Origin of the sequence: Plantactinospora sp. BB1, assembly GCF_003030385.1 — a bacterium.
Lineage (GTDB): Bacteria > Actinomycetota > Actinomycetes > Mycobacteriales > Micromonosporaceae > Plantactinospora.
The window spans coordinates 3,501,625-3,524,439 of sequence record NZ_CP028159.1 but is presented as its reverse complement, the minus strand read 5'-3'; the positions used below and the strand labels follow the sequence as shown (position 1 = coordinate 3,524,439).

The 22,815-nt window shown below is 72.9% G+C and carries 23 protein-coding genes; 15 read left to right on the top strand and 8 right to left on the bottom strand.

Going from position 1 to position 22,815, the window contains the following annotated elements:
* Positions 1–5: 5 nt before the first annotated feature.
* The 6 genes from C6W10_RS15420 to nrfD all read left to right on the top strand — a co-directional run bounded on the left by C6W10_RS15420 (position 6) and on the right by nrfD (position 7,779).
* A complete protein-coding gene (locus tag C6W10_RS15420) occupies positions 6–824 on the top strand; it encodes an isocitrate lyase/phosphoenolpyruvate mutase family protein (RefSeq protein ID WP_107258680.1) in 819 nt (272 codons plus the stop codon).
* A gap of 91 nt (positions 825–915) precedes the next feature.
* Complete coding sequence (locus C6W10_RS15415; RefSeq protein ID WP_107258679.1) at positions 916–1,980, top strand: glutathione S-transferase family protein; 1,065 nt, start codon at positions 916–918, stop codon at positions 1,978–1,980.
* Positions 1,981–2,133: 153 nt separating this feature from the next.
* The gene (locus C6W10_RS15410; protein WP_159079330.1) at positions 2,134–2,424 is read left to right on the top strand and encodes a hypothetical protein; all 291 of its coding nucleotides are present in this window, start codon (positions 2,134–2,136) and stop codon (positions 2,422–2,424) included.
* 63 nt (positions 2,425–2,487) lie between these two features.
* On the top strand, positions 2,488–5,775 hold the full coding sequence (gene fdh / locus C6W10_RS15405; RefSeq protein WP_107258677.1) for a formate dehydrogenase: 3,288 nt from the start codon (positions 2,488–2,490) through the stop codon (positions 5,773–5,775).
* Positions 5,776–5,779: 4 nt separating this feature from the next.
* A complete protein-coding gene (locus C6W10_RS15400; RefSeq protein ID WP_107258676.1) occupies positions 5,780–6,751 on the top strand; it encodes a 4Fe-4S dicluster domain-containing protein in 972 nt (323 codons plus the stop codon).
* Positions 6,748–7,779, top strand: coding sequence for an NrfD/PsrC family molybdoenzyme membrane anchor subunit (gene nrfD, locus C6W10_RS15395; protein ID WP_107258675.1), 1,032 nt, complete (start codon positions 6,748–6,750; stop codon positions 7,777–7,779). Before C6W10_RS15400 ends, nrfD begins: the two co-directional genes overlap by 4 nt.
* Before the next feature lie 150 nt (positions 7,780–7,929).
* Here nrfD and C6W10_RS15390 read toward each other — a convergent pair whose 3' ends face one another.
* Complete coding sequence (locus tag C6W10_RS15390) at positions 7,930–8,613, bottom strand: TetR/AcrR family transcriptional regulator (protein ID WP_107258674.1); 684 nt, start codon at positions 8,611–8,613, stop codon at positions 7,930–7,932.
* Positions 8,614–8,699: 86 nt separating this feature from the next.
* On the opposite strand from C6W10_RS15390, the gene C6W10_RS15385 reads away from it, so the two are divergent.
* Together C6W10_RS15385 and C6W10_RS15380 are read left to right on the top strand one after the other, a co-directional pair.
* Positions 8,700–9,875, top strand: a complete 1,176-nt coding sequence (locus C6W10_RS15385) for an FAD-dependent oxidoreductase (RefSeq protein WP_199853936.1) — start codon at positions 8,700–8,702, stop codon at positions 9,873–9,875.
* Positions 9,876–10,065: 190 nt separating this feature from the next.
* Positions 10,066–10,269 (top strand): hypothetical protein, encoded by a 204-nt coding sequence (locus tag C6W10_RS15380; protein WP_101370542.1) that lies wholly within the window; start codon positions 10,066–10,068, stop codon positions 10,267–10,269.
* Positions 10,270–10,302: 33 nt separating this feature from the next.
* On the opposite strand, the gene C6W10_RS15375 is transcribed toward C6W10_RS15380, so the two are convergent.
* The gene (locus C6W10_RS15375; RefSeq protein WP_107258673.1) at positions 10,303–10,527 is read right to left on the bottom strand and encodes a hypothetical protein; all 225 of its coding nucleotides are present in this window, start codon (positions 10,525–10,527) and stop codon (positions 10,303–10,305) included.
* 141 nt (positions 10,528–10,668) lie between these two features.
* On the opposite strand from C6W10_RS15375, the gene C6W10_RS15370 reads away from it, so the two are divergent.
* From C6W10_RS15370 to C6W10_RS15360, 3 genes are all read left to right on the top strand, one after another.
* A complete protein-coding gene (locus C6W10_RS15370; protein WP_107258672.1) occupies positions 10,669–11,763 on the top strand; it encodes an ATP-dependent DNA ligase in 1,095 nt (364 codons plus the stop codon).
* A gap of 33 nt (positions 11,764–11,796) precedes the next feature.
* The gene (locus C6W10_RS15365; protein ID WP_369938464.1) at positions 11,797–13,371 is read left to right on the top strand and encodes an alpha/beta hydrolase; all 1,575 of its coding nucleotides are present in this window, start codon (positions 11,797–11,799) and stop codon (positions 13,369–13,371) included.
* 328 nt (positions 13,372–13,699) lie between these two features.
* Positions 13,700–14,167 (top strand): GNAT family N-acetyltransferase, encoded by a 468-nt coding sequence (locus C6W10_RS15360; RefSeq protein WP_107258670.1) that lies wholly within the window; start codon positions 13,700–13,702, stop codon positions 14,165–14,167.
* 71 nt (positions 14,168–14,238) lie between these two features.
* Here the strand turns inward: C6W10_RS15360 and C6W10_RS15355 are convergent, their stop codons facing one another.
* Both C6W10_RS15355 and C6W10_RS15350 read right to left on the bottom strand, forming a co-directional pair.
* The gene (locus tag C6W10_RS15355; protein ID WP_199853935.1) at positions 14,239–15,945 is read right to left on the bottom strand and encodes an alpha/beta hydrolase; all 1,707 of its coding nucleotides are present in this window, start codon (positions 15,943–15,945) and stop codon (positions 14,239–14,241) included.
* A 151-nt stretch (positions 15,946–16,096) separates the two neighbouring features.
* A complete protein-coding gene (locus tag C6W10_RS15350; protein ID WP_234361761.1) occupies positions 16,097–16,555 on the bottom strand; it encodes a MerR family transcriptional regulator in 459 nt (152 codons plus the stop codon).
* 44 nt (positions 16,556–16,599) lie between these two features.
* On the opposite strand from C6W10_RS15350, the gene C6W10_RS15345 reads away from it, so the two are divergent.
* Positions 16,600–17,490, top strand: a complete 891-nt coding sequence (locus C6W10_RS15345) for an NAD(P)-dependent oxidoreductase (RefSeq protein WP_107258669.1) — start codon at positions 16,600–16,602, stop codon at positions 17,488–17,490.
* 24 nt (positions 17,491–17,514) lie between these two features.
* Here C6W10_RS15345 and ligD read toward each other — a convergent pair whose 3' ends face one another.
* Positions 17,515–18,546, bottom strand: a complete 1,032-nt coding sequence (ligD, locus tag C6W10_RS15340) for a non-homologous end-joining DNA ligase (protein ID WP_107258668.1) — start codon at positions 18,544–18,546, stop codon at positions 17,515–17,517.
* Between the two features lie 99 nt (positions 18,547–18,645).
* Positions 18,646–19,125: a hypothetical protein gene (locus C6W10_RS15335; protein ID WP_107258667.1), complete on the bottom strand. Its 480-nt coding sequence runs from the start codon at positions 19,123–19,125 to the stop codon at positions 18,646–18,648.
* A 165-nt stretch (positions 19,126–19,290) separates the two neighbouring features.
* Between C6W10_RS15335 and msrB the strand changes: the two genes are divergently transcribed.
* Genes msrB through C6W10_RS15320 form a run of 3 tightly spaced genes read left to right on the top strand, consistent with a single transcriptional unit; the run spans position 19,291 to position 20,560 of the window.
* Entirely contained in the window at positions 19,291–19,719 is a 429-nt protein-coding gene (msrB, locus tag C6W10_RS15330) for a peptide-methionine (R)-S-oxide reductase MsrB (protein WP_107258666.1), read from the top strand.
* 36 nt (positions 19,720–19,755) lie between these two features.
* Positions 19,756–20,019, top strand: a complete 264-nt coding sequence (locus tag C6W10_RS15325) for a Prokaryotic metallothionein (RefSeq protein WP_107258665.1) — start codon at positions 19,756–19,758, stop codon at positions 20,017–20,019.
* Positions 20,020–20,077: 58 nt separating this feature from the next.
* Positions 20,078–20,560, top strand: coding sequence for a GNAT family N-acetyltransferase (locus C6W10_RS15320; protein ID WP_107258664.1), 483 nt, complete (start codon positions 20,078–20,080; stop codon positions 20,558–20,560).
* A gap of 45 nt (positions 20,561–20,605) precedes the next feature.
* Here C6W10_RS15320 and hemQ read toward each other — a convergent pair whose 3' ends face one another.
* Positions 20,606–21,325, bottom strand: coding sequence for a hydrogen peroxide-dependent heme synthase (hemQ, locus tag C6W10_RS15315; protein ID WP_107258663.1), 720 nt, complete (start codon positions 21,323–21,325; stop codon positions 20,606–20,608).
* A complete protein-coding gene (gene hemG / locus C6W10_RS15310; protein WP_234361760.1) occupies positions 21,322–22,800 on the bottom strand; it encodes a protoporphyrinogen oxidase in 1,479 nt (492 codons plus the stop codon). Before hemG ends, hemQ begins: the two co-directional genes overlap by 4 nt.
* Positions 22,801–22,815 lie beyond the last annotated feature (15 nt).

The following is a 22,815-nucleotide window of genomic DNA, read 5'->3' as shown; positions in this document are numbered from 1 at the left end:
CGGCCATGAGTGATCAACGTCTTCGCGCCGAACTGTTCCGTTCCCTGCACGTCCCCGCCGAGCCGGTCGTCCTGGTCAACGCGTGGGACGCGGCGAGTGCCCGGATCGTGGCGGCGGCCGGTGCGCGGGCCGTCGCGACGACCAGCGCCGGGGTGGCGTGGAGCCTCGGCGCCCCGGACGGCGACGTCCTCGGCCGGGAGCCGGCCACCGAACTCGTCCGGCGGGTCGCCTCGGCGGTCCCGGTGCCGGTCACCGCCGACATCGAGTCCGGTTTCGGGGCCACTGCGGAGCAGGTCGCCGAGACCGTCCGTGGGGTGCTGGCCGCCGGCGCGGTCGGAGTGAACCTGGAGGACGCGGCGCCGGGCGGTGGGCCGGGGCTGCGCGAGGTCGCCGACCAGTCGGCCCGGCTGGCCGCCGCCCGGGCCGTCGCGGACGAGGTCGGGATTCCGCTGTACGTCAACGCCCGGATCGACACCTTCCTGCGGGGTACCGGCGGGCTGCCGGAGACCCTCGACCGGGCGGCCCACTATCTCCGGGCCGGTGCCGACGGGATCTTCGTGCCCGGGGTGGTCGACCCGGAGACGGTGGCGGCACTGGTCGCCGGCATCCCGGCACCGCTGAACATCCTCGCCGGTCCCGGCGCGCCGGCCGTACCCGAGCTGGCCCGGCTCGGGGTGGCCCGGGTCAGCCTCGGCTCGGCGGTGGCCGAGGCGGCGTACGCGGTGGTCCGGCGGGCCGCCGAGGAGGCGTACGGGTCGGGCGGCTACGACGCCCTCGCCGGTGCCCTGGACTACGGGGCGGTCAACGAGCTGATGCGCCGCTGACCCCCGCAGCGATCCCGTGCCGGCGGGGTCGGGCGCGGGTTCGCCGAGGTTCGGCGGTGGATCCGGGGAGAGTTTGGGGAACGATGGTGGAATGTCGAACACCGCAGAGGGCAGCAGGGCGAGCGGCGGCGGCAACGCCACCGACGGCAGCTACGTCAACCCGGGTGGGGAGTTCACCCGGGACCAGCGCTACATCGCGACCCGGATCACCGCCGACGGGCGGGACGGCTATCCGGTGGAGCCGGGCCGGTACCGGCTGGTGGTGAGCCGGGCCTGTCCGTGGGCCAACCGGGTGATCATCGTCCGTCGGCTGCTCGGGCTGGAGGACGTGCTGTCGATGGGGGTCGCCGGGCCGACCCACGACGCCCGGAGCTGGACGTTCGACCTCGATCCGGGCGGCCGGGACCCGGTGCTCGGCATCGAGCGGCTCCAGGAGGCGTTCTTCGCCCGGTTCCCCGGTTACGAGCGCGGGATCACGGTGCCGGCGATCGTGGACGTGCCGACCGGGCAGGTGGTGACGAACGACTTCGCCCAGATGACCCTCGACCTGTCGACGCAGTGGCGGGCGTACCACCGGTCCGGTGCGCCCGACCTCTATCCGGAGGCGCTGCGCGAGGAGATCGACGAGGTGAACGGGGTCGTCTTCGCCGACGTCAACAACGGGGTCTACCGGTGTGGTTTCGCCGGCAGCCAGCAGGCGTACGAGAAGGCGTACCGGCGGCTCTTCGACCGGCTGGACTGGCTCTCCGCCCGGCTGGAGGGGCAGCGTTACCTGGTCGGGGAGACGATCACCGAGGCGGACGTGCGGCTCTTCACCACGCTGGTCCGGTTCGACGCGGTCTACCACGGGCACTTCAAGTGCAACCGGCAGAAGCTCTCCGAGCAGCCGGTGCTCTGGGCGTACGCCCGGGATCTGTTCAGCACGCCCGGCTTCGGTGACACCATCGACTTCGACCACATCAAGCGGCACTACTACGAGGTGCACCGGGACATCAACCCGACCGGGATCGTGCCGGCCGGGCCGGACCTGCGGAACTGGTTGGAGCCGCACGGCCGGGAGGCGCTCGGTGGCCGCCCGTTCGGGGACGGTACCCCGCCGCCACCGCCGCCGGCCGACGAGACCGTACCGGCCGGGCACACCCCGCTGGCCGGCTGAATCGTCAGGAAGGGGCCCCGCCTGTGCAGAAGCGACAGGCGGGGCCCCTTCCTTGCCGGCGAACCGACTCCGGCGACCTGGGTGAAATGAGAGGATTGTCGGTGGTTGCCGGTCGAGCGGTCGGTACCGGCCGGAGCGGCGAACGGGGGCGGCATGGCGAGCAAGGAAGCGGTGCTGCGCCTGGTCGGCCTGGGCCGGAGCTACCAGGAGATCGGCGCCGAGCTGGGCATCCCGGCCGGACAGGCGTACCTGGTCGGCACCGGGCTCCCGGCCGACGGCGGCGGCACGGTGACGAGGGCGCAACGGCAGCGCCCCGGGGTTCTGCCGTCCCGCACCCAGACGCTGGTCAACCCGCGCGAGTTCAACCCGACGTCGTCCCGGCAGGTGCACGACTGGATGCGGGACCGGGCCCGGGCCGACGGGCTGGGTCGACCCGACCGGTAGCGAACGGGTCCGCCGCAGCGGCTCGGTGCCGGCGGTGGCGGCCATCGACGACAGGAGGCGCAGGTGCGCGGTCTACCGATCGGCTCGTGGCCGGTCTGGCGGCAGCTCACCGGTCCGGACCGGACCGGGCGGGCGGCCGCGGCGAAGTCGCGGCACAGTGCCGAGCTGCGTGCCCGGACCGCCGACGCCGACCGGGTGGTGAAGTCGGTCTGCCCGTACTGCGGGGTCGGCTGCGCGCAGAACGTCTACGTCCGCGACGAACGGGTGGTGCAGATCGAGGGGGACCCGGACTCGCCGGTGAGCCGGGGACGGCTCTGCCCGAAGGGCGCCGCCTCGCTGCAACTGACCACCGACTCGGGCCGGCTGGACAGGGTGCGCTACCGCCCGCCGTACGCCACGCAGTGGCAGGACCTCGACCTCGACACCGCGATGGAGATGATCGCCGAGCGGGTGATCCGGACCCGGCGGGAGACCTGGCAGGAGGAGTACGAGGGGAGCCGGGTGGCCCGGACGATGGGGATCGCCAGCCTCGGCGGCGCCACCCTGGACAACGAGGAGAACTACCTGATCAAGAAGCTCCTCACCGCGCTCGGGGTGATCCAGGTGGAGAACCAGGCCCGGGTCTGCCACAGCTCCACCGTGATCGGTCTCGGCACGTCGTTCGGGCGCGGCGGTGCCACCACCTTCATGCAGGACCTCCAGCACGCCGACTGCATCGTGATCGAGGGGTCCAACTTCGCCGAGGCGCACCCGGTCGGCTTCCAGTGGGTGCTGGCGGCGAAGGCCCGCGGCGCGACGGTGATCCACGTCGATCCCCGGTTCACCCGGACCAGCGCGCTGGCCGACCTGTACGTGCCGATCCGGGCCGGCACCGACATCGCGTTCCTCGGCGGGATCATCAACCACGTACTGACCGGGGAGAAGGACTTCCGGGAGTACGTGCTGGCGTACACGAACGCCTCGACCATCGTGCACGAGCGGTTCCGGGACACCGAGGACCTGGACGGGCTCTTCTCCGGCTTCGACCCGGACAGCCACACCTACCGGGAGGAGAGCTGGCAGTACGAGGGCGTGCATCTGGTCTCGGCGACCGGCGAGCGGGACAGCCAGTTCGAGGCCCGGGTGGCGGCCGGGCAGAGCCTCCAGGACGACCCGAAGCGGTCGGCGGAGCACGACGGGCACGGCGCCGGCCGGGGCGAGAAGTTCGGCTCCGGCAGCGCCGCCCTGGACGGCCAGCCCCGCCGCGACCCGACGCTCTCCGACCCGCACTGCGTCTACCAGATCCTCAAGCGGCACTTCGCCCGCTACACCCCGGAGATGGTCGAGCGGGTCTGCGGCATCCCGCCGGAGGTCTTCGGGCAGGTGTGCCGGCACCTGGTCGACAACTCCGGCCCGGAGCGGACCAGCGAGTTCGTCTACGCGGTCGGCTGGACCCAGCACTCCGACGGCTCGCAGGTCATCCGGGCGGCCAGTATCCTGCAACTGCTGCTCGGCAACATCGGCCGGCCCGGCGGCGGCATCCAGGCACTGCGCGGGCACGCCAGCATCCAGGGCTCGACCGACATCCCGACGCTGTTCAACCTGCTGCCCGGCTACATCCCGATGCCGCACGCGCACAAGACCCAGACCCTGGCCGACTTCATCGTCGCCGACGCCGCCCGCAAGGGGTTCTGGGCGAACATGCGGGCCTACACGGTCAGCCTGCTCAAGGCGTGGTGGGGGGCGGCGGCCCGGCCGGAGAACGACTTCTGCTTCGACTACCTGCCCCGGCTGACCGGCAGCCACTCGCACTACGACACCGTCCTGGAGCAGCTCGGCGGCGCCTGCAAGGGCTACTTCCTGCTCGGCGAGAACCCGGCGGTCGGCTCGGCGAACGCCCGGATGCAGCGGCTCGGGATGGCCAAACTGGACTGGCTGGTCGTCCGGGACCTCACCATGATCGAGAGCGCCACCTGGTGGAAGGACGGGCCGGAGATCGCCTCCGGCGAACTCGTCACCGAAGAGATCGGCACCGAGGTCTTCGTACTCCCGGCCGCGGCGCACACCGAGAAGGACGGCAGCTTCACCAACACCAACCGGCTGGTCCAGTGGCGCCACCAGGCGGTCGAGCCGGCCGGCGACCGGCGCAGCGACCTCTGGTTCATGTACCACCTCGGTCGGATCATCCGGCAGAAGCTGGCCGGCTCGACGGATCCGAAGGACCGGCCGATCCTCGACCTGACCTGGGACTACCCGACCATCGGCCGGACCGCCGAGCCGGACGGCGAGGCGGTGCTCGCCGAGATCAACGGCTGGGACGCCGACGGCCGGCCGCTGTCGACGTACACCGAACTCGCCGACGACGGGTCGACGGCCTGCGGCTGCTGGATCTACTGCGGGGTGTACAAGGACGGGATCAACCAGGCCGCCCGGCGCAAGCCGGCCGAGGAGCAGAGCTGGGTCTCCCCGGAGTGGGCGTGGGCCTGGCCGGCGAACCGGCGGATGCTCTACAACCGGGCCTCGGCCCGGCCGGACGGGCGGCCGTGGAGCGAGCGGAAGAAGTACGTCTGGTGGGACGCCGACGCCGGCCGGTGGACCGGGTACGACATACCCGACTTCGAGCCGACCAAGCCGCCGGACTACCAGCCGCCGGACGGCGCCCGGGGAATCGCCGCGCTGCGCGGCACCGACGCGTTCATCATGCAGGCCGACGGGCTCGGCTGGCTCTTCGCGCCGACCGGGATCTCCGACGGCCCGCTGCCCGCGCACTACGAGCCACAGGACTCCCCCGTGGACAATCCGCTCTACGGCCAGCAGCGCAACCCGGCCCGGCTGCTGCGGCCGCACGAGCAGAACAAGTACCACCCGAACGGCTCGCAGAGCGGCGCGCAGGTCTTCCCGTACGTGGTGACCACCTACCGGCTCACCGAGCACTTCACGGCGGGCGGGATGAGCCGGAACACGCCGTACCTGGCCGAGTTGCAGCCGGAGTTCTTCTGCGAGGTCTCCCCCGAGCTGGCCGCCGAACGCGGACTGGTGCACTGCGGCTGGGCCACCATCGTCACCGCCCGCAACGCCGTCGAGGCCCGGGTGCTGGTGACCGAGCGGATCGCGCCGCTGCACGTCGACGGTCGGGTGGTGCACCAGATCGGGCTGCCGTTCCACTGGGGACCGAACGGGCACAGCCGGGGCGACGCGGCCAACGAACTCAGCTCGATCTCGCTGGACCCGAACTCGCACATCCAGGAGAGCAAGGTCTTCTCCGCCGACATCCGCCCCGGGCGGCGGCCACGCGGGCCGGAGCGGGTGGCGCTGGTCCGGGACTACCAGCGCCGGGCCGGGATCACCCTCGCGACCGGTACGGAGGTGTGAGCGGATGTCTGCCGACCTGCGCGAGGCGACCGGGGAGCAACACGATCCGGCCACCGCCGGCGGTTACGCCGAGCCGCCGGAACGGGTCGGGTTCTTCACCGACACCAGCGTCTGCATCGGCTGCAAGGCGTGCGAGGTGGCCTGCAAGGAGTGGAACGCGATCCCCGAGGACGGGCTGACCTTCACCGGCATGTCGTACGACAACACCGGCCAGCTCGACGCGAACAGCTGGCGGCACGTCGCCTTCGTCGAGCAGCCCCGCCGGCTCGGCCGGCAGGAGGCCCAGCTCGCCCCGGCCGAGGTCCCCGCCGCGCTGCGCCGGGCGGCCGGCGGCCGGACCGCCGTCTCGCTCGGCATGCCCGGGTCGGCACCGCCGGACGGGCACGTCGACGCCGTACCCGGGATGGACTTCCGCTGGCTGATGTCCTCCGACGTGTGCAAGCACTGCACCCACGCCGCCTGCCTGGACGTCTGCCCGACCGGCTCGCTCTTCCGCACCGAGTTCGGCACCGTGGTGGTGCAGCAGGACATCTGCAACGGCTGCGGCTACTGCGTGCCGGCCTGCCCGTTCGGGGTCATCGACGTGCGCAAGGACGACGGCCGGGCCTGGAAGTGCACCCTCTGCTACGACCGGCTCTCGGTCGGCCAGGAACCGGCCTGCGCCAAGAGCTGCCCCACCGACTCGATCCAGTTCGGTGAACTCTCCGAGCTGCGCGCCCGGGCCACCGCCCGGGTCTCGGACCTGCACGACGCCGGGGTGAGCAGCGCCCGGCTCTACGGCGCCGACCCGTACGACGGGGTCGGCGGGGCGGGCGCGTTCTTCCTGCTGCTCGACGAGCCCGAGGTGTACGGGCTGCCACCCGATCCGGTCGTCACCACCCGGGACCTGCCGGCGATGTGGCGCCGTACCGGACTGGTCGCCGCCGGGCTGCTCGCCGCCCTGGTCGCCGTGTCACTTCCCGGAGCCCGCCGATGACACACACCGACGTACGCCTCGACACCGCACCCGACCTGCCGGTGGAGCGGGACGCGCTGATCGGCTCCGCCGGCCGCCCGGGGCGGCGCCAGCGCGGTGAGCGGCTGATGGTGCCGAGGGCCGAGTTCCGGTCGTACTACGGCCGGCCGGTGCTCAAGCCGCCGACCTGGCAGGCGGCGGACATCGGCGGCTATCTCTTCCTCGGCGGGCTGGCCGGCGCCTCGTCGGCCCTGGCCGCCGCGGCCGACCTCACCGGCCGACCGGGGCTGGCCCGGGGCCTCAAGGCGGGTGCGGCGGTCGCGCTGGGCGGCTCGCTCTACTCCCTGGTGCACGACCTCGGTCGCCCGGAGCGGTTCCTGCACATGCTCCGGGTGGTCAAGGTGACCTCGCCGATGAGCGTCGGCTCCTGGCTGCTCGCCGGGTACGGCCCGTTGACGCTGCTCGCCGCCGGCAGCGCGGTCACCGGTCGGCTGCCCCGGCTCGGCCGGCTCGGCACGCTCGGCGCCGCCGTGCTCGGGCCGGCGGTCGCCTCGTACACCGCTACGCTCTTCGCGGACACCGCCGTGCCGGTCTGGCACGACGGGTACCGGGAGTTGCCGGTGCTCTTCGCGGGCTCGGCGGCGGCCTCGGCGGGGGCGCTGGGCGTGCTCGCCGCTCCGTCGGCGGAGGCGGGACCGGCCCGCCGGGCGGCGGTCTTCGGCACCGCGGCCGAACTCGTGGCGGCGTACCGGATGGAGCGCCGGCTCGGCATGGTCGGCGAACCGCTGCGGCAGGGCCTGGCCGGCGGGTTGCTGCGGGCCGGCAAGCTGCTCTGCACGGCGGGTGCGGTCACGGTGGCGGCCGGCGGCGGTGGGCGTGGCCGGGCGGTGACGGCGGCCGGCGCGGCGGCGCTGCTGGCCGGCTCGATCTGCCTCCGGTTCGGGATCTTCCAGGCCGGGATGGCCTCGGCCCGGGATCCGAGGTACACGGTGGAGCCGCAGCGGGAGCGGCTGGCGGCCCGCACCGGCAGGCGGGGGCGCCGGTCGTGAAAGCCGTGGCCAGACTCCTACCGTTCGCCGGCATCGTGCTCGGCACCTGCGCGGCGGCCGTCCTCGCCGGGCGGCGGACCGTCCCGGCGCGCCGGCCCAGCCGCCGTCGCTGACCCGGCGCCGGACCGGCCGTCGGTCTCGGTGTTCCGGTCAGGCGCTGCCGGTGGCCGGGGATTCGATCCCCGGGGGGCCGGCGGCCATCGCGAAGAGTACGGTCCGGACGGCCTGATGGAGGTCCTGCCGGCTCTGCTCGCTCCCCGGTGCCGGTGCGGTCAGCGAACCGGCGCCGACGAGGCGGTCGAAGAGCAGCCCGTCCACGCAGGCGACGAGGTGGTTGCCGCTCCGCTCCGGGTCTGCGGCGCCGGCCTGGCGCAGCAGCGCGCGGGCCTGGGTCCGGGAGGCGGTGCCGTACGACAGGATCTCCCGCAGCTCGGGGTGGTGGGTGGCCTCCAACAGGCAGGCGTACCGGGCCAGCGTCCGGGTACGCCCGTCGGTCAGCCAGCGGTCGAGCAGGCCGGCTATCCGGCCGGCGAGCTGGTCGAGTTCCCGGGGTCCGAGCGGTCCGGTGGCCGGCTCGGCGGGTAGCTCGGTGGCGGATAGTTCCCCGGCGGGTAGCTCGGTGGCTTCGAGGTCGGCGCGGTCGAGGTCGGCGAGGCGGCGTACGACGGCCTCGATCAGCGCCTTGCGGGTCCGGAAATAGGCCGAGGTGGAGCCGAGCGGTAGTCCGGCCCGGGCGTCCACCGCCCGGTGGGTCAGCCCCCGCATGCCCAGCTCCGCCACGAGTTCGATCGCGGCGTCGGTGATGACGGCGAACCGGTCCCGCCGTGCGGTCACCCGCTGCTCCCTCCCACCGGGGTCTTCTACGCCTGTAGTATGCCTTTCTACAGGTGTAGAAGCGCGGATTCCCGGAGGTGGGCGCGATGGTGGATCGCACGGCAGTGGTGGTCGGCGCGGGGGTCGGCGGGCTCTGCGCCGCGCTGGCGCTGCGCCGGCAGGGCTGGCAGGTGACCATCCTGGAGCGGGCGCCCGAGTTCGGGGCGGTCGGCGCCGGCATCACCCTGATGTCCAACGCGCTGACCGGGCTGGCGGCGCTCGGCGTCGACGAGCAGATCCGGGCGGCCGGTCGGGTGGAGGCGTCGGGCGGCAGCCGTACCGCCGACGGCCGGTGGCTGTCCCGGATCGAGGCCGCCGACCTGGTCGACCAGCTCGGCACCGAGTCGCTGGGCATCCACCGGGCGACGCTGCACGAGATCCTCCGCGCCGCACTGCCGGCGGGCACGACCCTGCTCACCGGTGCCGAGGTGGTCGAGGTGGTCGCCGGACCGCCGGCCGAGGTCACGTACCTCTCCGGAGGCGTCCGCACGACACTCCGGGCCGAGCTGCTGATCGGCGCGGACGGGCTGCGCAGCGTCGTACGCCGACGGTTGTGGCCGGACGTGCCGCCGCCGGTCTACGTCGGCACCACCGCCTGGCGGGGCGTGACGGACGAGCCCTGGACCGGCCAACTGCTGGTGGCGATCACCTGGGCGCCGGGCGCCGAGTTCGGGATGGTGCCGCTCGGCGACGGCCGGGTCTACTGGTTCGGCGCGGTGAACGCCCCGGAGAAGTGGCCCGTCGCCGACGAGTTCGGCACGGTCCGGCAGCGCTTCGGGGCGTGGCACGCGCCGATCCCGGAGCTGATGGACGCGACCAGCCCGCAGGGGGTGCTCCGCAACGACCTCTACCATCTCGGCACCCCGCTGGGCAGCTACGTGACGGGGGCCGTCGCGCTGCTCGGCGATGCCGCGCACGCGATGACGCCGAACCTGGGCCAGGGCGCCGCCCAGGCGATCGAGGACGCGGTGGTGCTCGGGTCGAGCCTGGCCGACGGGACCGAGGTGCCGGCCGGGCTGGCCCGGTACGACGCCGAGCGCCGCCCCCGCAGCCAGCAGGTGGCCCGAGCGTCGTACCTGATCGGGCGGTTCGGTCAGCAGCTGCGCAATCCGCTGGCGGTGGGACTACGCAACGTGATGATGCGGCTGACCCCGCCCCGGGTGGCGCTCCGCTCGATGGCCCGGTACGCCGACTGGCGACCCCCGGCCGAGACCCGCTCCTGAGCTGCGCCGTCCCGGTCGCAATAGCAGAAAAAGCCCCGCATCCGGCGCGAGATGAATCGGCCATTCACCTACATTCACGCCACCACGTTGCTGTGATCCGTGCCCGAACGTCCCGATTAGCCGCATAATGCAACACAGACCGCCGGGGCATCCGTCCCAAAGCGGCTTAAAAGGAGCGAAAGGCCCGATTGTGAAGCTCACTTTCATTCGTAAGACCGCACAGTCCCAGGTCAACAACTGCCCGTCGCTGTACCGCACGGACCGTGACACCTTCATCGTGCAGGGCTGGCGCGTCTCCGACCCGGAGGCGCTGGCCCAGCTCGACATCCCGGCGCACGAGACCGCGGTGGAGGTGCCGGCCGACGTACTGGCCGAGATCGCGAAGGCGCTCTAGCACCCGCGACGACCCCGACACCGCAGCATCGGTTCACGAGGCCCGGCCGACCGGACGTTCGACGAGGTCGGCCAGGGTCACCGGGGTACGGGCCAGCAGCAGCCGCTCCAGCGCCGCGATCGTGCCCACCTCCCCGACCACGTCCACCCCGCCCACCTCCGCGCGATAGCGGTACGCCAGCCGGTAGAGGTATCTCCCGGCGATCCGCTCGACACTCACCTGCCACCGGCCGCAGCAGACACACACCCAGCCCCGCATCCGGCGAAGATAGCTCTGACCTGCGAAAACACCTCACGCGCGGTGGTCGGCGCGAAACTCCTGCGCCGGATGGGGCCGATGGGACCACCGGTACCGGCGCGGGGCACCCCGGTACGCCGGCCATCTGGTTGACTTGGCCGGGTGGAGCTGCCGATCAACCCGCCGGTCGAGCCGATGCTGGCCAAGAGCGTTCCGAAGATCCCCACCGGTCCGGGGATGAGCTACGAGCCGAAGTGGGACGGTTTCCGGTGCATCGTCTTCCGGGACGGCGACGAGGTCGAGCTGGCCAGCCGGGGCGGCAAGACGATGACCCGCTACTTCCCGGAGGTCGTCGCGCAGGCCCGGGCGCAGCTGCCGACCCGCTGCGCGGTCGACGGCGAGCTGATCGTGATCCGCCGGGACGGCCCGGACGGCGGGCCCCGGCTCGACTTCGACCTGCTCAGCCAGCGCATCCACCCGGCCGCGTCCCGGGTCAACATGCTGGCCGAGACCACCCCGGCCGACCTGGTCGCCTTCGACCTGCTCGCCATCGGCGACGAGTTGCTGATCGACCAGCCCTACGAGCGGCGCCGGACCCGCCTCGTCGAGGCACTGCGCGGGGTCGTACCCCCGGTGCACGTCACCCAGACCACCACCGACCCGGAGACGGCGGCCCGGTGGTTCGAGATCTTCGAGGGCGCCGGGCTGGACGGGCTGGTCGCCAAGCCCGCCGACATCCCCTACGAGCCCGGCAAGCGGCTGATGTTCAAGGTCAAGCACACCCGGACCGCCGACGTGGTGGTCGCCGGGTTCCGCTGGCACAAGTCCGGCCCGGTGGTCGGTTCGCTGCTGCTCGGCCTGCACGACGAGGCGGGCACGCTGCACCACGTCGGCGTCTCGGCGTCGTTCAGCGCCGCCCGCCGGGCCGAGCTGCTCGACGAGCTGGCCCCCTACCGCGAGGGCGTCAAGGAGCACCCGTGGGTGCACGGCGACCACACCAGCGGGCAGCGCATCCCGGGCGGGCCGAGCCGGTGGTCCGGCACCAAGAGCCTGGAGTGGGAGCCGCTCCGCCCGGAGCTGGTGGCCGAGGTCGGCTACGACGCGATGGAGGGCGACAGGTTCCGGCACACCGCCCAGTTCGTCCGCTGGCGGCCCGACCGGGAGCCGGCCTCCTGCGGGTACGACCAACTCGACCGCCCGATCCGGTTCGACGTCGACCAGGTGCTCCGCGGCGACCCGCTCGCCCCCGGCGCGTAGCCTGACGGTCGATACGATCACGGAGGATCTCCCTTGGCCCGCTCGCACCTTCGCCGACTGCCCCTGGCCGCTCTCCTGGCCGTCGTGATGCTCGTCGCCGGCTGCACCATCCCGATGTTCCGGCCCGACGACGGCAGCGAGCGCGGTGGCCCGGCGGCCTCGTCGAACGGCGCGGGCGCCGCCGACTGGAAGCCCTGTCCGGAGGTACCCCGCAAGCTCGTCGGCCGGGGCGCGGCCAACATGCGGTACGACTGCGCGACCATTCCGGTACCCGCCGACTGGAGCGCGGCCGGCGGTGCCGGTGCGGGCGGCGACAAGCTGGAGATCTCGCTGCTGCGGATCCGGTCGGCGAAGCAGCAGGACCGGATCGGCTCGCTGCTGGTCAACCCGGGCGGGCCCGGCGGCTCCGGCATCGACTCGGCGGTCTACCTGTCGTTCGGGGCCAGCTTCGGCGGGCTGCCCGACGAGGTGACCCGGCGGTTCGACATCATCGGCTTCGACCCCCGGGGCGTGAGCCGCTCCTCCCCGGTCAAGTGCGTCTCCGACACCGACCTGGACAGCACCTTCGGCTTCGAGCCGGATCCGGCGAGCCAGGCGGAGTTCGACGAGCTGGTGGCGCTGAACCGGAAGATCGGTGACACCTGCGGCGGCAAGTACGGCGAGCGGCTGCGGCTCTACTCCACCGAGCAGGCCGCGCACGACATGGACGCGATCCGGACCGCCGTCGGCGACGAGAAGCTGAGTTACCTCGGATACTCCTACGGCACCCTGCTCGGCGCGACGTACGCCCAGCTCTTTCCGCGCAACGTCCGGGCGCTGGTGCTCGACGGCGCGGTCGACCCGAAGCAGGACATGGTGGCCGGCTCGGAGAGCCAGGCCAAGGGCTTCGAGCGGGCCTTCACCAACTTCACCAACTGGTGCCGGGAGAACCCGGGCCGGTGTCCGATCGCCTCGGACGCCCGGGGTGCGGTGACGGACGCGATGGAGAAGGCCCGGGTCTCCCCGGTACGCGGCGAGGGCGGCCGGGAGGCGACCGCCGGCTGGATCTTCTACGCGGTGATCTCCTCGCTCTACACCGAGTCCGGCTGGCAGAAGCTCGCCGCCGCGATCGACTCGCTCGCCGACGGGGACCCGAAGGAGGTCTTCGAACTCGCCGACTCGTACGCCGAGCGGGCCGAGGACGGCAGCTACACCAACCTCTTCGACGCCAACCTCTCGGTGAACTGCGCCGACGAGGAGCGCAAGGTCGGCGTCGACCGGATCCGGTCGTTGCAGTCGGAGTGGCGCCGGAAGTACCCGCTCTTCGGCGCCCCGCTCGCGGTGGGCATGCTGAGCTGCGAGTTCTGGCCCGGCCAGCGCGACCCGTACCCGACCGGCCCCGCGACCGGCGCCCCGCCGATCGTCGTCGTCGGCACCACCGGCGACCCGGCCACGCCCTACGAGCAGACGCCGAAGCTGGCCGAGATGCTCGACGTCGGCGTGGTGCTGACCTGGCAGGGCGAGGGGCACACGGCCTATCCGCAGACCCGCTGCATCAACGACGCCGTCGACGACTACCTGATCGACCTCAAGCCGCCGAGCGCCGGCACCACCTGCCCGGCCCGCTGACCCTGGCGGAGGCACGCGTCGCGCGCCGCACGTCGCCCGCCGCACGCCGCGCGTCGCCCGCGCCGCGCGACGCGGGAGCGCGGGTTCGGTGCGCGGCACCCTGACGGGCACCACCTTCGTGCGCAAACTGTCGAGCTGGGTGCACAGACGGGGCGGGTCTTCGGGGGATGCCGGGGGTAGCCATGGCGGGCGCACAAGCGGGGCAGCTCTACAGTCCGTTCGACGGACACCCTCCGCCCGGCGAGCTGCGGCAGTCCGGCCACGCCCGTCCCATCCCGCCACGCCCCGCCCGGCCGGCAGTCGAGGGTCGATGTGCCAGGCTGGGCGCATGAGTGAGCTGATCTTCCGGATCGCCCGCCGGGACGACGTACCGGCGATCGTCGCGATGCTGCTGGACGACGAGGTGACCGCGAGCCGGCAACCGGCGGAGCCGATCGGCGAGGAGGTCGACGCCGCCTACTGGGCCGGCTTCGAGGCGGTCGACGCGGACCCGCGCAACGAGCTGATCGTCGCCGAACTCGACGGCGAACCGGTCGGCACGATGCAGCTCACCTTCATCCCCGGGCTGAGCCGGCGGGGCGCCCAACGGATGCAGATCGAGGCGGTCCGGGTTCGCACTGATCTGCGGGGCAAGGGAGTCGGCCGCCGGATGATGCACTGGGCGGTGGACCAGGCCCGGGAACGCGGCTGCCGGCTGGTCCAGTTGACCACCGACAAGCGGCGTACCGAGGCGCACCGCTTCTATGCCTCACTGGGCTTCGAGGCCAGTCACGAGGGCATGAAACTGGCACTCTGACGTCATCCGGGGCGGGGTGCTGCGCGGTCGCCCCGTGACCACCGGAGCGGGCCACGGGGCGACCGACAGCGTCAGCGGACGGGACGCTCCGAGTTCACCCGAGCGATCCGGTCCCGTACCTGCTCGCGCAGCTCGGGCAGGCTCTCGGCCGACAGCCGCGCCGACGAGTCGAGCTTGCGGTTGTCCCGCTTCACCGGGCCGGCGACCGGATAGACCTCGCTCTCACCCGGCAGCGGCACCCCGGGGCAGGTCGCGTCGGACGGGCGCGAGTTGCGCAGCAGGAAGACGTTGACCATCCCGTCGACGCACGGGTTGCCGTCGAGCGCGTACTGCCCGTGGAAGGTGGCGTCGTCGATCGAGACCATGCTGACCCCGGGAGCCGCCCGGACCGCCGCCCGCGCCTGCTCGTAGCCGGTCTGCGGGTCGAACTCGGCCTGCACGACCAGGATCTTCGAGGCGACCGACGCGGGGAGGTTCGGCAGGGTCTGCCGGGGCGCGTCCGACCAGAAGGCGCACGGTTCGGAGAGCCCGTACGCCCAGCCGAAGAGCGGGTAGCGGGGACCCTGCCGGTCACTGAGCTTCCGGTACCAGGTGGCGGAGCGGGTGGGCTGGTCGCCGCAGGCGACGGAAACCCGGGTACCGGGGAACGTCACGTAGTCCTCGGGGACCTCGGTCGCGATCCGCCGTACCGTCAGCTCGGCCAGCGGCACGCCGTACTCCGTCCGGGCCAGCGCGTCCAGCTCGGTACGCAGCGCCTCCGACAGCCCGGTCTCGGGGGTCTCGCCGTTCATCTCCTGCGCCGCGACCGTGAAGACCAGGGTGGCGAGGAGCCATTGCAGCTGGCCGCCCATGCCGACGAAGAGGGCGTCGTAGTTGTCACCGGAGATGCCGAGCGTCTTGGCGTACTCCCGGGCAGCCTCCCAGGTCCGGGCCGCCTCGGCCGGAGTGTCACCGACGATCTCGGGGAACTGCCGCGCCGTCCAGGGCAGGTAGACGTCGTCAAGCTGCCGCTGCCCGATCATCGGGAACGCCTCGAAGGCCGCCTGGAGCCGGCCCTGCCAGTTGACGCTGGAGTCGAGCACCATCTTGCCGGCGCTGGCCGGGAAGAGCGAGGCGTACTTCGCACCCAGCCAGGTGCCGTAGGAGTAGCCGAGGTAGTTGAGAGTGGAGTCGCCCAGCAGTTGCCGGATGAGCTCCATGTCGTACGCGGTCTGCCAGGTGGTGATGAACGGCGTCAGCGCCTTGCTCTGGCAGGCCTCGGCGATGGCCCGGGGCGCCTTCTGGTGTTCGGCGATGCTCTCCGGCGACCGGTCCCGGGCGTCCAGGTCGGTCCGGGTCGAGAGCCGGCCGGTCGGGATCTCGCAGACCAGTCCGAGCTGCTCGGGGGCGGTGCCGCCCTCGTGGCCGGTGCCGCGCGGGTCCATGCCGATGAAGTCGTACCGCTCGTTCACGGCCGGTTGGAGCGCGGCCAGCGCGCCGGCCAGGGAGCTGCCCTGGCCCCCCGGGCCGCCCGGGTTGAGCAGGATCGCACCCAGGCGCTCACCGGTCGCCTTCGTCCGGCTGATCGAGACCGCCAGGTCGACGCCGGCATCCGGGTCCGCCCAGTCGCGGGGGACCGTGACCAGGGCACATTCCATCGGGCGGGCCTGCTCCGGTGGCGTGAACAGACAGGCACCCCAGCTGAGTTCCTGGTCGAGATAGCGGTCGAACGGGCTGGCGGCCTGGGCCACTACCGGGGTCGCGACCAGCGCGAGGACCAGGGTCGCCGGTGTCACCACACTTCTGACGATGCGGCGCACGGTACTCCCTCCAGTAGGAATCGGATGAAGGGAGCGTAGCTGGTGGTTTCCGGGCCGGTGACCACCATTGGGGTGAACTCCCGCCTGTCGGCCTCATCCCTGCGGCGGACCCCGCAAGGCGGAGCGCCCCCTACCCAGTGGTTGCGACGAATGCAATACCGTCGCTTCGCTCGATTAGGGTCGGCAGTCCAACTAGGACGCGGCAGGCTGGGACCTCTTCCGCCGACACCCGCCGCTCGGTGACCGCGATGTAGTCGACCAGGGCGTCCCGGGACCGGGCGAGCGTGTCGATGCGTTCGTCCAGCCCTTGCAGGCGGGCGCGCAGCATCTCCAGGAGTTCGGGGCAGGGCTCCAGGTCGGGGGCCGAACCGGTGGCGCAGGGCAGCAGGAATCGGATCTCCTCTGTGGAGAGTCCGGCTTCGAGCAGTCTCCTGATCTGGGTCACGGTGACCACGTCGTCGGCGCCGTACTCCCGGTAGCCGCCGCTCCGCCGCGCCGGTTCGAGCAGTCCCTGTGCCTCGTAGTAGCGCAGCTGGTGGGTGTTGACCCCGGTCTGCCGGCTCAGTTCCCCGATCAGCATGTGGCCCATGCCTCCTTGACCTTCATACCGGTGTGAAGGTTGACGATTCTGCCATGACTACCGACAGCACCCCGGTGACCGTCGTCGGACTGGGGCTGATGGGCCACGCCCTGGCCGCGACGTTCCTGCGCAACGGACACCCGACGACCGTGTGGAACCGGACGACGGCCAAGGCTGGGCAACTCGTCGCCGCTGGCGCCCGGCTCGCCGACTCCCCTGCCGACGCGGTCGCGGCCAGCCCGCTCGTGATCGTCTGCGTCTCGAACTACGAGGCCGTACACGAACTCCTCGATCCGCTCGGCGACGCCCTCGACGGTCGGGTCCTGGTGAACTTGACCTCGGGTACCTCGGCGGCGGCCCGGGAGACCGCCGAGCGGGTGGCCCGGTGGGGCGGCAGCTACCTCGACGGCGCGATCATGGCCGTACCGCCGGCCATCGGTACGGCGGAGGCCAGCTTCCTCTACAGCGGACCCCGGTCGACCTTCGACCGGCACGAGTCGACCCTGCGACTGCTCGGTGCCGGGACGACCTATCTCGGTGCCGACCACGGCCTCTCCGCGCTCTACGACGTGGCGCTGCTCGGTGTGATGTGGAGCGTGCTGAACGGCTTCCTCCAGGGTGCCGCCCTGGTCGGTACGGCGGGGGTGGACGCCTCGACCTTCGCCGGGATCGCCGGCCCGCTGGCCGGGACGGTACGGGACTGGCTGCCCGACCTGGCGCGGCAGATCGACGGCGGCGATTATCGGGCCCGGGACTCGACCATCGACACCCACCTCGGCGCGATGGAGCACCTGGTGCACGAGAGCGAGTCCCTCGGCGTCAACGCCGACGTCCCGAGGCTGGTCAAGGCGCTGGCCGACCGGGCCGTCGCCGACGGGCACGGCGGCAGCGACTACGCGGCGATGGTGGAGCAGTTCCGCAAGCCCTCCGAGGTCCGCCCGTAACCGCCATCCCGGCCCCGGACCCGCTCACTCCTTGCGGTCGCGGTCCCGGGACGGCTGGACCCGCTTCGGCTCCCCCGGCATCTTCGGGTGGTCCGGCGGATAGGGCAGGTCGCCGGAACCGTCCCGGTCGTCCCGGTCGGCCCACTCCAGCAGCGGGCTGATGTCCCACGGGGCGTCGTCGATGCCGGCGTGCGGGTCGCCGATCTTCGCCACCCGCTCCGGCACGGTCTTCAGGTCGAAGTCGTCCGGTTCGACGTCCGGCAGCTCGTCCCAGGTGACCGGGGTGGAGACGGTGGCCCGGGCGTTGGCCCGCAGCGAGTAGGCGCAGGCGATCGTCCGGTCCCGGGCCATCTGGTTGTAGTCGATGAAGACCTTCTCGCCGCGCTGCTCCTTCCACCAGGAGGTGGTGACCAGGTCGGGGCGGCGGCGCTCCACCTCCCGGGCGAACGCGATCACCGCCCGGCGTACCTCGGTGAAGGTCCAGCGGGGCTCGATCCGCAGATAGACGTGCACGCCCCGGCCGCCGGAGGTCTTCGGCCAGCCGGTCGCGCCCAGCTCGTCCAGGAGTCCACGCACCTCGCCGGCCGCCTCGACCGCGTCGGCGAAGTCGGTGCCCGGCTGCGGGTCGAGGTCGATGCGCAGCTCGTCGGGGCGGTCGACGTCGACACCTCGGACCGGCCACGGGTGGAAGACCACGGTGCCCATCTGGGCCGCCCAGGCCACGTGGGCCAGGTCGGCCGGGCAGAGTTCGTCGGCGCTCCGGCCGCTCGGAAACTGGATCTTCGCGGTCTGGATCCAGGGTGGTACGCCCCGGGCCGGCACCCGCTTCTGATAGAACATCTCCCCCTCGATGCCCTCGGGGAAGCGCTGCAACGCCGTCGGCCGGTTGCCCAGCGCCCGCATGATCCCGTCGCCGACCGCGAGGTAGTAGTCGAACATGTCCTTCTTGGTGAACCCGCGACGGGGGAAGTAGACCCGGTCCGGGCTGCTCAGCCGTACCGTGTGCCCGGCCACCTCGACCTCGACGGGCTTCGCCTTCGCGCTGCCACCAGCCATGCGCCGACCCTATGCCACCGGTCCGACGAAGGTGACCCGACACGGAGACGCCGACGGCCGGCACGGCCGGTCAGGGCAGGAGGCCGCTCAGCACAGGGGTCAGCACAGCGGTCGCGCCTCCGGCTCCCGGCTGCCGTGCCGGTGCGCCTCCCAGACCTGGCAGATCAGCACGAGCTTCTGCTCGAACCGGGGATCCCGGTCCAGCGGGCCACCGTCGTAGGGGGCGTGCAGCCGCAGCGGCGCGGCGCCGTCCAGGTAGACCGCGACGACGGTACGGCCCCGGCGGCGCTCCGCCCGGACGTCGACGACCCGCTGCCAGGCCACGAACGCGTACGCCCCGTACGCCCGGCCCCGCAGGCCCGCCTCGTCCAGCCGGCTCCGGGCCCGGAGCCGGTCGACGCCGCCGCAGAGCATCCCGAGCGGCAGCGGGGCCAGCACGGCGACCCAGGCCAGTTCGGAGAGCTGGCGGTGCCCGGGCAGCGCCCCGGCGATCACGATCACCGCACCGCTGCCGAGGCCACCCCAGCGCAGCCCCCGGATCACCGCCTGCCGCCAGGTCAGCCGGAACTCGGCCAGCACCGGCCGGTGCTCGCGTCGCCGTCTCCGCCCGCCCGGCCTGGTGGCCGCCCGCATGTCCTGTCAACGACTCGGCCGCCGGGCGGTGATTAACCAGTTGTTTCCCGCTGTTTTCCGACGGTTCCGCCGGCCTTAGCCGCCGGAGGATCTCCGCCGTACCGTAGGGGTATGGCTGACAACAGTGTCCGGGACGACCGGGAAAACAGGCTGCCGAGCACCGAGGAGGAGTGGCGGGTCCGGCTCAGCCCGGAGGAGTTCCGGGTACTCCGCCAGGCGGGCACGGAGCGCCCCTGGACCGGCGAGTACGTGGAAACCAAGACCGCCGGCACCTACCACTGCCGGGCCTGCGGGGCGGAACTCTTCTCCAGCGACACCAAGTTCGACTCGCACTGCGGCTGGCCGAGCTTCGACCGGGCGCTGCCCGGCGCCATCCGTTACCTGGAGGACCGCTCGCTCGGCATGGTCCGGATCGAGGTGCGCTGCGCCAACTGCGACTCGCATCTCGGGCACCGCTTCGACGGCGAGGGCTTCACCCCGACGAACGCCCGGTACTGCATCAACTCGATCTCGATGCGCCTCGACCCGTCGACCACGTAGTATCACCGCAGATGTGGTGAAACGGGGGAATCAGACATGGCGACGACCTGCGAGGTCTGTGGCAACGACTACTGGCTGGCGTTCGAGGTCCGCACGATGAGCGGGGACGTGCACACCTTCGACTCGTTCGAGTGCGCGGCACACAAGCTCGCTCCGGTCTGCGAGCACTGCGGCATCCGGATCATGGGACACGGCGTCGAGGTCTCCGGCCGGTTCTTCTGCTGCGGGCACTGCGCCCGGGTCGTCGAGGGCGAGCGCGGCGCGGAGATCCGGGACGCCGTCGGCGCCCGCCCGGCCTGAATCCCACCCGGAATCGCCCCGGCGGCAGCCCGTACCGGCGCCCGCCTACGATCGCGGCATGCCGCAATCGCAGACGCCACCGATCCAGGCGAACTCCGCCGACCGGGTCGAGCTTCGGGTCGCCTCCTTCGCCGACCTCGACGCCCGGACCCTGCACGACCTGCTGAAGCTGCGGGCCGACGTCTTCGTGGTCGAGCAGGAGTGCGCCTATCCCGACCTCGACGGGCGGGACGTCGAGCCGGGCACCCGGCACCTGTGGCTGGCCCGGGGCGGCGCGCCGATCGCGTACCTGCGACTGCTCGCCGATCCGGGTGGGGTGGAACGGATCAGCCGGGTGGTGGTGGCCCCGCAGGCCCGGGGCGGCGGGTACGCCGGGCGGCTGATCGCCGAGGCGCTGGCGATCGTCGGCTCCCGGCCCTGCGTACTCGACGCCCAGGCGCACCTGGTCGACCTCTACGCCCGCTACGGCTTCACCCGCACCGGGCCGGAGTACATCGAGGACGGCATCCCGCACGTGCCGATGCGCCGGGAGCCGGCCTGACCCCCGGCGCCGTGCCGTCCACTGTGGTCGGCCCGCCGACGGCCGCTACGGCAGCGCGTTGACCAGTTCGCCGATGCTCCGGCGCCGACCGGTGTAGAACGGCACCTCCTCGCGGACGTGCCGGCGGGCCTGGGAGGCGCGCAGGTCACGCATCAGGTCGACGATCCGGTGCAGTTCGTCGGCCTCGAAGGCGAGCAGCCACTCGTAGTCGCCGAGCGCGAACGAGGCGACCGTGTTGGCCCGGACGTCCGGATAGCCTCGGGCCATCTTGCCGTGCTCGGCCAGCATCTCCCGGCGCTCGGCGTCCGGCAGCAGGTACCACTCGTAGGAGCGGACGAACGGGTAGACGCAGATGTAGCCCCGGGCCGGCTCACCGGCCAGGAACGCCGGTACGTGGCTCTTGTTGAACTCCGCCGGCCGGTGCAGCGCCATCTGCGACCAGACCGGCACCAACTGCCGGCCGAGCGCGGTACGCCGCAGCCGCCCGTACGCGTCCTGGAGCGCGTCGCTGGACGAGGAGTGCCACCAGACGAGCAGGTCCGCGTCGGCGCGCAGCCCGGAGACGTCGTAGCTGCCCCGCACCACCACGTCCTTGCCGGCCAGCTCCTCGAAGAGCGACTCGACCTCGGCCGCGATGCCGTCCCGGGCCTCGGGCAGCGGGCCGCTCGCCCGGAACACCGACCACATGGTGTAGCGAATGCTCTCGTTCAGCTCGCGCAGCCGCGCCGCGTTGGTCTGCTCCAGACCCTGCTGTTCCGCAGTCATGCCCTCGATACTCCCAGCACCTTGATGATCTCCTCGGCCGCGGTCTCGCCGGAGCGTACGCAGACCGGAATCCCCACCCCGTCGTAGCCGGCGCCGGCCAGCGCCAGGGTCGGGTGCGCGGTCCGCAGCGCCGCCCGGGCCGCGGCCACCCGGTCCAGATGGCCGGGGGCGTACTGGGGCAGCGCGCCGCCCCACCGTTGCACGTGACTGTCCACCGGCTCGGGCAGTTCGGTGCCGAGCAGCCCGGACAGCTCCCGGTGCACCGCCGAGACGAGTTCGTCGTCGGCGCGTTGCAGCAGGTGCTCCTCGCCGTGCCGGCCGACCGAGGCGCGCAGCAGCAGCGTCCCGTCCGGCCGGCGCAGGTGCGCCCACTTGCTGCTGAAGAAGGTCGCCGCCTTGACCAGGGTGCCCTCGGTCGCCGGCACCAGGAACCCGGACAGCTCCGCCGGCAGCACCGCCGCGCCGGCTGCCGGCGGCGTGTCGCCGGCTGCTGCCGCCTCGCCGGGCGGGCCGGGCAGGGCGAGGGTGACCAGCGCCACGCTGGCGTAGTCGAGCCGGCCGACCAGCGCGCCGACCGCCACGTCGACCCCGCCGAGCAGCCGGGCGGCGGGCCGGGCCGGCAGGGCCAGCACGACCGCGTCGACCTCGACCAGTTCCGGGTCGCGGGTCGGGCCGATCACCAGCCGCCAGCCGCCGGAGACGGGCAGCAGTTCCCGGACGGCCGCATTCAGCCTGATCCCGGCCCGGGCCGCCTCGGCGGTGGCGGCCACCAGCCGGCTCACCCCGCCGGAGACCGTGCTGAAGACCGGGCTGCCGGCCGGCCGGGGCGCCGCGGCCAGCGCCGCCCGGACCGCCCCGGTCAGGGTCGGCTCGGTGCGGGCCGCCCGGGCCAGCCCCGGCATCGTGGCGGCCAGCGACAGCTCGTCGGCGCGGCCGGCGTACACCCCGCCGAGCATCGGGTCGACGAGCCGGTCCACCACCTCGTCGCCGAGCCGCCGCCGGACCAGCTCGCCGACCGTCGGGTCGGAGTCCGGGCCGAGCAGCGGACGGCCGCCGTCGGTGTCCCGCTCCGCCGCCGGCCGGGCCACCGGGGCCACCGCGGCCAGATCACCGGGTACCCCGACCAGGGTGCCCGGGGGCATCGGCCGCAGCTCGCCGCCGATCGCCACTGCGGCCCGCCCGATCGCCGGGTGCACCAGCGCGTCGGTCAGCCCCACCCGGCGGGCCAGGGCGACCGCCGCCGAGTCCCCACCGGCCGGGTCGCGGGTCAGGAACGCCTCGGCGCCGAACTCGACCGCCGATCCGGCCAGCGAGCCGGTACGCAGCTTGCCGCCGAGCGCGCCGGACTGCTCGTACACGGTGATCTCGGTGTCGGCGGGGAGTCGGTCCCGCAGCCGGAGCGCGGCGGCCAGCCCGGTGATCCCGCCGCCGACCACGGCGATCCGCGGCCCGCCGGACCGTGTCGTGTCGTTCACCGTGCCCGCCTCCCG

Bases quoted from the DNA above. Each gene is read 5' to 3' on its own strand.
- C6W10_RS15420 (WP_107258680.1), top strand. From the start codon at position 6: ATGAGTGATCAACGTCTTCGCGCCGAACTGTTCCGTTCCCTGCACGTC.
- C6W10_RS15415 (WP_107258679.1), top strand. From the start codon at position 916: ATGTCGAACACCGCAGAGGGCAGCAGGGCGAGCGGCGGCGGCAACGCC.
- C6W10_RS15410 (WP_159079330.1), top strand. From the start codon at position 2,134: ATGGCGAGCAAGGAAGCGGTGCTGCGCCTGGTCGGCCTGGGCCGGAGC.
- C6W10_RS15400 (WP_107258676.1), top strand. From the start codon at position 5,780: ATGTCTGCCGACCTGCGCGAGGCGACCGGGGAGCAACACGATCCGGCC.
- nrfD (WP_107258675.1), top strand. From the start codon at position 6,748: ATGACACACACCGACGTACGCCTCGACACCGCACCCGACCTGCCGGTG.
- C6W10_RS15385 (WP_199853936.1), top strand. From the start codon at position 8,700: ATGGTGGATCGCACGGCAGTGGTGGTCGGCGCGGGGGTCGGCGGGCTC.
- C6W10_RS15375 (WP_107258673.1), bottom strand. From the start codon at position 10,527: ATGCGGGGCTGGGTGTGTGTCTGCTGCGGCCGGTGGCAGGTGAGTGTC.
- C6W10_RS15360 (WP_107258670.1), top strand. From the start codon at position 13,700: ATGAGTGAGCTGATCTTCCGGATCGCCCGCCGGGACGACGTACCGGCG.
- C6W10_RS15350 (WP_234361761.1), bottom strand. From the start codon at position 16,555: ATGGGCCACATGCTGATCGGGGAACTGAGCCGGCAGACCGGGGTCAAC.
- C6W10_RS15345 (WP_107258669.1), top strand. From the start codon at position 16,600: ATGACTACCGACAGCACCCCGGTGACCGTCGTCGGACTGGGGCTGATG.
- ligD (WP_107258668.1), bottom strand. From the start codon at position 18,546: ATGGCTGGTGGCAGCGCGAAGGCGAAGCCCGTCGAGGTCGAGGTGGCC.
- msrB (WP_107258666.1), top strand. From the start codon at position 19,291: ATGGCTGACAACAGTGTCCGGGACGACCGGGAAAACAGGCTGCCGAGC.
- C6W10_RS15325 (WP_107258665.1), top strand. From the start codon at position 19,756: ATGGCGACGACCTGCGAGGTCTGTGGCAACGACTACTGGCTGGCGTTC.
- C6W10_RS15320 (WP_107258664.1), top strand. From the start codon at position 20,078: ATGCCGCAATCGCAGACGCCACCGATCCAGGCGAACTCCGCCGACCGG.
- hemQ (WP_107258663.1), bottom strand. From the start codon at position 21,325: ATGACTGCGGAACAGCAGGGTCTGGAGCAGACCAACGCGGCGCGGCTG.